This is a genomic window from Accumulibacter sp., from assembly GCF_023806635.1.
Lineage (GTDB): Bacteria > Pseudomonadota > Gammaproteobacteria > Burkholderiales > Rhodocyclaceae > Accumulibacter.
Window position 1 is genome coordinate 26,715 of the sequence record NZ_JAMTDQ010000013.1, and the last position, 8,920, is coordinate 35,634.

Here is an 8,920-nt window from a genome sequence, read left to right on the forward strand (position 1 = left end):
AACCCCCGCAACACTGTTCGTCAGCCATGTGTGAGAAATCGTGAAACACCCCTCAGTGCTTCACGCCAGAGGTGAGTCTATAGTATTGTGCGAGACTGCGCACGTGCGCCCTTTTGTTGTGCCGCCCCGCCGGAAATCAGAAACTGCCCTCGCGCGACGCGGTTTTTTCGCCAGCCACGCTGGCAATCACCGGTTGGCCCGCAGAGAGCCGGATGACCGACGGCGGGGTCGGGCCTGCTGGCCTCGACCGTCGCCGCGATCGCGGCGACGCTCCACCCCGGCGAATTCAGGACGAAGAGACCATGCCCCACCCGCTGCTGCTTGCCTGTATTGCTGCGCTAGCTCTGCTCGGCTGCGCCGGCACCCCACCGCCACCGCCAACGGCGCCAGCGGCAGCGACGCCAGCACGACCCGCGAAGCTCGCCCTGGTGCTTGGCGGCGGCGCAGCCCGCGGTTTTGCCCATGTCGGCGTGATCAAGGTTCTCGAGAGCCAGGGTATCGTTCCCGACATCATCGTCGGCAGCAGTGCCGGCGCGGTCGTCGGCGCGCTGCATGCTGCCGGCCACAACGGGTTCGAGCTGCAGAAGCTGGCCCACCGGCTCGACGAGAGCCGGATCAGCGACTGGTCGCTGCCGGCGCGCGGCGTGCTCAAGGGCGAGGCGCTGCAGCAGTTCGTCAACGATGCCGTCGGGCAGCGCCCGCTGGAAGCCCTCAAGCGGCCGTTCGGAGCGGTCGCGACCGACCTGCACAGCGGCGAGAGCATCGTCTTCCGCACCGGCAACACAGGCATGGCGGTGCGCGCCTCGGCGGCGGTACCCGGTGTCTTCCAGCCGGTGAAGGTGGCGGGCCGCGAGTACGTCGACGGCGGTCTGTCGAGCCTGGTCCCGGTGCGTGCGGCACGGCAGATGGGCGCCGATGTCGTGATCGCCGTCGATATCTCGGCGCGGCCGGCAGCTCAGCCGGTTCGCAGCACCTTCGAGATCCTGCTGCAGACCTTCACGATCATGGGACAGAGCCTCGCGCGCCACGAACTTCGCGATGCCGACGTGGTGATCCAGCCGCAGGTCGGCAACATCGGATCGACCGATTTCCAGGCCCGTCACGACTCGATCCTCGAGGGAGAGAGGGCGGCCCAGGCCGCGTTGCCGAAGATTCGTGAGGCCCTGCGCAGGCCCGTCCGGCAGTGAGCCGCAGCGACTGCCGTGCCACCGGACAGCAGAGGCAAGGGTCGGTGCGCCTGCTGCAGGACTGCTCCCTGGCGGCTCTCACCGCCGGCTTCGTCGCGGTCCTGGTCGGCTTCACCAGCTCGGCGGTGATCGTCTTTCAGGCGGCACGCACGCTGCAGGCGAGCCCGGCGGAAATCGCTTCGTGGATGCTGGCGCTCGGTCTGGGCATGGGACTGAGCAGCATCGGCCTCTCGCTGCGCTTCCGCGTGCCGGTGCTGACCGCCTGGTCCACTCCCGGTGCGGCGATGCTGATCACCGGCGCCGCCGGCGTTTCGCTGCCCGAGGCGACCGGCGCCTTTCTCGTCTCCGCGGTGCTGATCACCGTCTGCGGCTTCTCCGGCTGGTTCGAAAGAATGGTCGCCCGCATGCCGCTCTCGATCGCTTCCGGCATGCTCGCCGGCGTCCTCCTGCGTTTCGGACTCGACGCCTTCGGCGCGATGGCGAGCCAGTTCGCGCTGGTCTTCCCGATGTTCTGCGCCTATCTCGTGTGCCGCCGGTCGCTGCCGCGCTACGCGATCGTCGTCACCCTGCTGCTCGGCATCGGCATTGCCGGCGCGCAGGACCAGTTGCGCCTCGACGGTCTGGCGATCGAACTGGCGGCGCCGGTGTTCATCGCGCCGCGCTTTTCGTGGACGGCGCTGGTCGGCGTCGCCCTGCCGCTGTTCGTCGTCACCATGGCGTCGCAGAACGTGCCTGGCGTCGCGGTCATCCGTGCCTCCGGCTATCGCGTGCCGATCTCGCCGCTGATCGGCTGGACCGGCGCCGCCAACCTGCTGCTCGCCCCCTTCGGCGGCTTCGCGCTCAATCTCGCCGCGATCACGGCCGCCATCTGCATGGGCCGCGAGGCGCACGAGGATCCCGGCCGGCGCTACGTCGCCGCCATCGCCGCCGGCGCCATCTACGTCATCATTGGCGTCTTTGGCGCGACCGTCGGTACGCTCTTTCTCGCCATGCCGCGGGAGCTCGTCCTCGCCATCGCCGGCTTCGCGCTGCTCGGCACGATCGGCAGCGGGCTGGCCAGCGCGCTCGTCCAGGAAAGCGAGCGCGAGCCGGCGTTGCTGACCTTTCTCGTCACCGCCTCCGGGGTCTCGCTGGCCAGCATCGGCTCCGCCTTCTGGGGACTCCTCGCCGGGCTGGCAGCGCTCTTCGTGCTGCGCGTCACGCCAGCACACCTGCGCCGGCTGTGCCTGCGGACGGGCGAACCGACCGTCACCGGCGACGCCCCGTCGCCGTCCGGCGGGCAGGACGGGAAGACCGGCTGAGCGGCGACCCGGCAGCGCCCGGCGAGCCGGCGCCAGCACGACCGTCGTTCGCGCCGTCAGCCCTCGAGTGCTTCCCAGCGCTCGAGCAGCGCCAGCAACTCCTCGTCGATCGCATGCAGCCGTGCCGCCAGGCTCTGCGCCTCCTGGGGCGGCGACTGGTACAGCGCGGGGTCGGCGAGACGCTCGCCGATCCGCTTCTGTTCCGCCTCGAGATCCGCGATGCGGTTGGGCAAGGCGGCGAGCTCCTGCGCTTCCTTCCAGGTCAACCGGCCACTCGCCGCGCTCCTTGTCGCCGCCTTCCGGGATCCGTCGCCGGCGCGGGCCGCCGGCGCCAGGGTGTCGCGCGACCGCGGTCCGCCCACCGCCGGCACTTCATCGCGCTGCCGGGCTGCCTGGTGATCGGCCCAATCCTGGTAGCCGCCCGCGTACTCGCGCCAGATCCCGTCGCCTTCGGCGGCGATCGTCTGCGTCACGACATTGTCGAGGAACGCTCGATCGTGGCTGACGAGGAACAGCGTGCCCGGGTAATCCTGCAACAACTCCTCGAGCAGCTCGAGCGTCTCGATGTCGAGGTCGTTGGTCGGCTCGTCGAGGACGAGGACGTTCGCCGGTCGCGCGAACAGTCGCGCGAGCAGCAGGCGGTTGCGCTCGCCACCGGACAGCGAGCTGACCTGCGAACGCGCCCGCTGCGGCGCAAAGAGAAAATCGCCGAGGTAGCTGATGACGTGCTTCTTCTGGTTGCCGATCTCGACGAAGTCCGACCCGGGCGAGATGACGTCGACCAGCGTCGCCTGCTCATCCAGCTGGCTGCGGAACTGGTCGAAGTACGCCACCTGCACCTTCGTGCCGAGGGTCACCCGGCCCGCGTCCGGCGCCAACTCGCCGAGGAGCAGCCGCAGCAGGGTCGTCTTGCCGGCGCCATTCGGGCCGATGATGCCAATCCTGTCGCCGCGCTGCACGCGACACGAGAAATCCCGCACGACGCACTTCTCGGCAAAGCTCTTGCCGACCCCTTCGAGCGCCGCCACCAGCTTGCCGCTGCGGTCGCCGGCATCGAGCGTCAGCTCGACCTTCCCTTGCCGTTCGCGGCGCGCCTGCCGCTCCCGTCGCAGGCGCTCGAGCCGCAGGACCCGCCCTTCGTTGCGGGTCCGCCGCGCCTTGATTCCCTGCCGGATCCACACTTCCTCCTGCGCCAGGAACTTGTCGAAACGCGCATTCGCCAGCGCCTCGTCGTGCAGCATCGCCTCCTTGCGCGCCTCGTACTCGGCGAAGCTGCCGGGGCAGGAAAGCAGGCTGCCGCGGTCGAGTTCGACGATGCGTGTCGCGACCCGCTCGAGGAAACGGCGGTCATGGGTGATCAACACCAGCGTCATCGGCGCGTGCAGCAGCATCTCCTCCAGCCATTCTATGGCCGCGACGTCTAGGTGATTCGTCGGCTCGTCGAGCAACAGCAGGTCGGGCGACACGGCGAGTGCCTGCGCCAGCGCCAGGCGCTTTTTCTGGCCGCCGGAGAGCGTACCGACGAGGCGCTCGGCATCGAGCGAGAAGCGCTGGATGACCCGTTCGGCCTGCGCCTCGAACGACCAGGCCTGGCGCGCCTCGAGTTCCGTCTGCAGCGCGTGCATCCGCTCCAGCAGCCCGTGCTGGTCGGCGCCTGCCTCGCCGAGCGCATGCGATACGGTGTGGTACTCGGCGAGCAAGCGAGAGACCTCGCCCATGCCCGCGACCACCGCCTCGAAGACCGTCTGCCCGGCGGCAAACGGCGGTTCCTGGGGCACGTAGCCAATGCGCAACCCCGGCTGCAGCCACACCTTCCCCTCGTCGAGTCCGCCGCAACCGGCGAGTGCCGCGAGCAGCGACGACTTGCCGGTGCCGTTGCGGCCGATCAACGCCACCCTTTCGCCCGCGTCGAGCTGGAAGTCGGCATGGTCGAGCAGCGGCACGTGGCCAAAGGCGAGTGAGGCGTCGGTGAGGATGATGTACGGCATGGGCTGGAATCGTTGCGCCGGAGAAGGAAGCAGGAGAGTGCTGCCGGGACGACGGTCGCGCCCGTCTGCCGCCGACAGCCCGGCATTCTACCGCGAGCGGGCAGCCAAAGACCCTAGGGGCACGCTTTCGTGCATGCAGCGGCCACGGACGAGGTGCCGTCGCCACGCGCCCTGCCCACGGGCCATGCCGACCGGGGTGGGGCGTGGCGGCAAAGTGCGGTGAGCGGTGACGTGCGGCTTGGCGGAAATCCGGGCCAGCCGCTACAATACGCGCCCTCCTCCTCGTAGCACAATGGACAGTGCACACGCCTCCTAAGCGTGGGATACAGGTTCGATTCCTGTCGAGGGGACTTTCCGGGCGTCCGCCGAAGTCCGCAGAAAGCCAATGGTCGCACGTTGAATCACCAACCCCGAGAAAGCTGCTCCTTCACCGCCTGTGGGTCAAGAACCAAAGCGCAGCTTTCCCAATCGGCATCCTCAACCTTGCTGTACTTCACATCAAACGGATTGCGGGTGGCCGCGGCCCGATCGATGAGCTGCCGGGCTTCCTGTTCCTCATCCAGCGCAATCTTGACCCAGACATCTTCCAAGGTGTCAGGAATCTGGCCGAAGAGTTGATGAATGGATTCCAGCCGGTCGGCCAGTACACGGTGCACGCGATCTTCCACAGAGTCGCGGTAGCGCAGATTGGCGATCCAGATTTCGCTACGGGCCTGGCCAATGCGCTGGATACGGCCCTTCCGTTGCTCCAGGCGCGTCGGATTCCACGGTAGATCGATATTGATCAGCGTGCCCAGCCGCTGCAGATTCAAGCCCTCGGAGGCCGCATCCGTTCCCAGCAGCAGCTTGAGTTCTCCTGACCGAACTCGGGCCTTGAGTGCTTCCCGACCGCAGCGCTGGAACCTGCCCTCGCGCCAGAAGCCGGATCGGTTGCTCCCCGCGCAAAGCCCGATTTCCATCCCGGAAAACTCTGCGCGTCTCGCCAGTTCGTCGCCGATCCAGCGCACCGTATCGTAATACTGTGAGAACAGGATGCAACCGAGATCGAGCCAGCGACGCGTGACACCCGGATGGGTACCGCGAAGATAGCCGATCAGCGCCTCCAACTTGGGATCGTTACTGCCACCTTGCTTCAGCAGGTCGAGGCAGCGACGTAGCGATGTCATTTCCGCCTCGGTGAAGTGCTTGAAATCACTGCTGCCCTGTGGCGGTCGGCCAACCTGAGCAGGCGCTTCCTCGTCGGCATCGTCCTCATCCTCGTCATCGGGGGTGTCGGTTTCTTCGCCGAGGAGCCTGCTCACGGTCCGGCGCCCCGCTTCCATCGAACTGCCCAGGCGTCGCAACAGCAGCGTCTTGAAAAACCCCGCCCCTTTGACCCGTTGCTGGAGGAGCAACGAAAACGCTTCCGCCTCCTGATACGCTTCGCGCAGGTAGCCGCCGAGAACGAGCGCGCCCTGGTCTTCCTCACCAAACAGCTTTACGGTGACCTGGGGCAGGAGATGGGCCCCCGTGGCCGGATTGATCGTCGCTTCGAGGTAGGCACGGGTTCGGCGCACGATGCAGCGCAACAATGGGTTGAAATTCTCGCCGTAGTGCGGGAGCAGCCGATTCTGAAGCTGGACGCGGCGGATCGCGAGCGACAGCTTTTCGAGGCTCTCGGGGTTGAACTGCCAGCGCGTGTCGCTGGCATCAAGGCTCCGGCGAATGCGGTCGAATGCGGGGTCTTCGAACCGCGACGGCAGCGGGTCGCGAACGTATTGCCAGCCGTCACGCACGTCGCGCGTTGGCACTGCGGCATCGCCGATGGCGATTGCAAGGCAACGACTCGGTCGAAACCAGGGGCTGGTATGCGTCCAGCCGCCGAGCACACCCTCGTTGCCGTGGGAAAGAACATGCAGAAGATCCCATGCCTCGACCGGGTGCAGTTGCACCGGGGTCGCGGTCGCCAGCAGCATGCTTTTCGTCTTCAACCCGATCTGCCGCAGAAACGCCATCAACTTGTTCGGGTCTGCACGTTCATCGATTTCGTCGGTGCCGGCGTCTACCTTCGGCAGCTTGCGGCGGCGAGCGCGGTGGGCTTCATCGACGATGACACACGTGTAGCGCCGGCTGAGCAGTTGATTGGTCGCTTCCGGCAGACCGCGCACCACCAGGCCCTGGGAAACCAGACCGATTCGGCGCGGACACTTGCCGAGCGACTTCACTCCCTCGGACGGGTACTCCAGATCGTTCTCGTCAACCCAGGCGCGGCCATTCCAGCGCGCAGAAGGCAGCAGGAGCAGTTCCATCAACTCATCCTGCCACTGCTGAAGAAGCGGCTTGGGGGCAAGCACCAGGATCGGGCCGCCGTCGGGGTCGTCGAGCGCCATCAGGAGCGCGGCCATGGCGAGCTGAACGGTTTTCCCCAAACCGACCTGATCGGCCAGAACCAGACGCGCGCCCCCCAGCCGGTGCCGTTCCAGAGCCAGGTGGGCGAAATACTTCTGGTGCGGCCAGAGACCCTGTTCGCGGCGATAGACCGGTGTTTCCACCGCAGCAGCGGCTGCGGCATCGGTGGGGTCGGCGATAGCCTTGATGTCCGCGGGTTCGATGACCTTCCTTGCCATGATGCGCTGCACGTCCTGCGCGATGAACGGGCAACAGGCGAGAAGATCAACGGCGCGGGCATCGTTCCACAGCGCATCGAACTCCTCCTGTACCCAGCCAATCGTTTCCGGGTCATCGTCTTCCCAGAGCAACTCGTAGTTGAGCTTCCAGGCGGACGCACTTTCGTTGACGCTGCCCAGGAAAGCCGTCGCCGAGCCGTCGGCGCGTCGCACGACCCCGGCTTTGCCGTGGATCAGGCCGAACGCCGAATCGGGCAGCACCCGCACTTCGATCGTCTTGCTGGTCAGCGCTGCGTAGAGGGCACGGTAACGCGGCAGTGCGGCGGGTGGCGCTTCCTCCGGCTTGCCGGAACACCAGCTTCGGCGCAGCGCGGCCTGTGCCGCCGCAGCGGTAACAACGTCCTGCGGATCGAGATCGGCGTTGCAGACGATGCGTACCGGCCCGGCAACTCTTGTGATGGCTTCCCCGGCCACTTCGAACAGGCTGGAGCGGAAGTAGCCGGCAATGCGGTCGTAGGCCACGGCCCCGTCCAGATGCTGGTTCAGGACCGTCTGGTCTAGCCGGCTGCGGCGGCTGGAATGGCGCGTGAGCATCGCAAACGCAGGGCTGAATAGCTCTTCCGATCATTCGTCGCCGGTCAGTGGCGCGCGCTGGGGAACTTGATCCAGAATCGCTTGAAACGCAGCCGGATCGGCTCGATCGGCGCGTGTTTGAAGATACGTCTCGGCAGTGAGCGCAGAGATCTTTTCAGCCACCGCGCTGGCGATGAACTGATCAATGGGTACGCCTTCCAGGTCGGCCATTTCCTGGAGGTGGCGTTGAATGGAATTGGGCAGGGTCAGATTCAAGGTAGTCATTGCAGATCCTCGAGCATGATCTTCGGGGTCACCACTTCGATGCCAAACCGGATCGCCGGACGAAAATCCTTGGCATTGAAGGTCACGATACGCCGCACTTGTGCAGCGACCGCCAGTTCCAGAACCATATCGTCATTGGCATCGGGGAGGCAGGGCCGCCACAGGAAATGAACGGCCTGAAAGTCCGCCAAGGCGCACAGATTGTCAAGCACGACTTCCACCTGCGCATCGCTCAGACTCAACACAGCCTGATTGCGCTTGAGCACGTCTTCGTACTCGAACAGCAAAGGCGTCGACAGCGCGATACGCACCCTGCCTTCGGCGATCGCCTTGAGCAATTGGTACGATTTCCCGCTAGCCGAATAGAGGCCCGCGTAGAGTACATTGGTGTCGAGGACAATGCGCGGCGGTGATTCAGGCATGGTCATTACGCAGGCGTCCCGCGAGGATGCGGGCGGCTTCGGAGTCGGCGGTCCATTCGCTCATTCCATCGGCGTGGGCCAGTGCGGCAAGCCATTCGAGCAGCGCGATGAAGCCTTCACGTTTGCCCCAGTAGCCCTGGCCAAAGGAATCGCGCAGGTATTGCCGGCCAGGCTCCGGACTGTTGTCGGCGGCAGCGGTTTCGCGGATGGCGAACATCAGGTGCCGCAGCGGTGAAACGGCAAGCGGGTGGGGCGCGCCGGTGCCCGCGCGGCCACGGCGTGCCGGCAGGGCCGCAGGACTGGACCCAGCGCCATGGATGGGTGCGAGCAGACTCGCCGCCAGACCGGTGGGCGTGAACAGGCGGGTGCCGTTGGCCTTGTCGCTTTTCAGCAGGGGGCGGATGTCGGTGACACCGAAGCCACGAGCCAGCTCTTCGTACATGCCCTTACGGCGCTCTCCCCGGCTCTCGATGTCCAGCGCGCGCAGGTAATAGCGTTCGACGAGCTGTTACGTCCCGCCCTATTCAAGCCTCTCCGTCCCGAGCTATTCCGGGGTGA

Annotated in this window: 7 protein-coding genes and 1 tRNA gene; 3 read left to right on the plus strand and 5 right to left on the minus strand. The window is 66.4% G+C overall.

Annotated elements, in window-relative coordinates; translation table 11 throughout:
- Nucleotides 1-302 precede the first annotated feature (302 nt).
- Both NFW30_RS02670 and NFW30_RS02675 read left to right on the plus strand, forming a co-directional pair.
- Nucleotides 303-1,187, plus strand: coding sequence for a patatin-like phospholipase family protein (locus tag NFW30_RS02670; protein WP_295349873.1), 885 nt, complete (start codon nucleotides 303-305; stop codon nucleotides 1,185-1,187).
- Between the two features lie 44 nt (nucleotides 1,188-1,231).
- Nucleotides 1,232-2,488 (plus strand): benzoate/H(+) symporter BenE family transporter, encoded by a 1,257-nt coding sequence (locus NFW30_RS02675; protein WP_295349875.1) that lies wholly within the window; start codon nucleotides 1,232-1,234, stop codon nucleotides 2,486-2,488.
- A 56-nt stretch (nucleotides 2,489-2,544) separates the two neighbouring features.
- Here NFW30_RS02675 and NFW30_RS02680 read toward each other — a convergent pair whose 3' ends face one another.
- Nucleotides 2,545-4,476 (minus strand): ATP-binding cassette domain-containing protein, encoded by a 1,932-nt coding sequence (locus NFW30_RS02680; RefSeq protein ID WP_295349877.1) that lies wholly within the window; start codon nucleotides 4,474-4,476, stop codon nucleotides 2,545-2,547.
- Between the two features lie 278 nt (nucleotides 4,477-4,754).
- On the opposite strand from NFW30_RS02680, the gene NFW30_RS02685 reads away from it, so the two are divergent.
- Nucleotides 4,755-4,826 (plus strand) — tRNA-Arg (locus NFW30_RS02685).
- 51 nt (nucleotides 4,827-4,877) lie between these two features.
- Here the strand turns inward: NFW30_RS02685 and NFW30_RS02690 are convergent.
- From NFW30_RS02690 to NFW30_RS02705, 4 genes are read right to left on the minus strand one after another with little or no spacing between them, the layout of a single operon-like run.
- Entirely contained in the window at nucleotides 4,878-7,676 is a 2,799-nt protein-coding gene (locus tag NFW30_RS02690; RefSeq protein WP_295349879.1) for a phospholipase D-like domain-containing anti-phage protein, read from the minus strand.
- A gap of 30 nt (nucleotides 7,677-7,706) precedes the next feature.
- A complete protein-coding gene (locus NFW30_RS02695; RefSeq protein ID WP_295349881.1) occupies nucleotides 7,707-7,940 on the minus strand; it encodes a toxin-antitoxin system HicB family antitoxin in 234 nt (77 codons plus the stop codon).
- On the minus strand, nucleotides 7,937-8,368 hold the full coding sequence (locus tag NFW30_RS02700) for a putative toxin-antitoxin system toxin component, PIN family (RefSeq protein WP_295349882.1): 432 nt from the start codon (nucleotides 8,366-8,368) through the stop codon (nucleotides 7,937-7,939). Before NFW30_RS02700 ends, NFW30_RS02695 begins: the two co-directional genes overlap by 4 nt.
- A complete protein-coding gene (locus NFW30_RS02705; RefSeq protein WP_295349884.1) occupies nucleotides 8,355-8,804 on the minus strand; it encodes a hypothetical protein in 450 nt (149 codons plus the stop codon). Before NFW30_RS02705 ends, NFW30_RS02700 begins: the two co-directional genes overlap by 14 nt.
- Nucleotides 8,805-8,920: the final 116 nt, after the last annotated feature.

Bases quoted from the DNA above. Each gene is read 5' to 3' on its own strand.
- NFW30_RS02670 (WP_295349873.1), top strand. From the start codon at position 303: ATGCCCCACCCGCTGCTGCTTGCCTGTATTGCTGCGCTAGCTCTGCTC.
- NFW30_RS02705 (WP_295349884.1), bottom strand. From the start codon at position 8,804: ATGTACGAAGAGCTGGCTCGTGGCTTCGGTGTCACCGACATCCGCCCC.
- NFW30_RS02695 (WP_295349881.1), bottom strand. From the start codon at position 7,940: ATGACTACCTTGAATCTGACCCTGCCCAATTCCATTCAACGCCACCTC.
- NFW30_RS02700 (WP_295349882.1), bottom strand. From the start codon at position 8,368: ATGACCATGCCTGAATCACCGCCGCGCATTGTCCTCGACACCAATGTA.
- NFW30_RS02690 (WP_295349879.1), bottom strand. From the start codon at position 7,676: ATGCTCACGCGCCATTCCAGCCGCCGCAGCCGGCTAGACCAGACGGTC.
- NFW30_RS02680 (WP_295349877.1), bottom strand. From the start codon at position 4,476: ATGCCGTACATCATCCTCACCGACGCCTCACTCGCCTTTGGCCACGTG.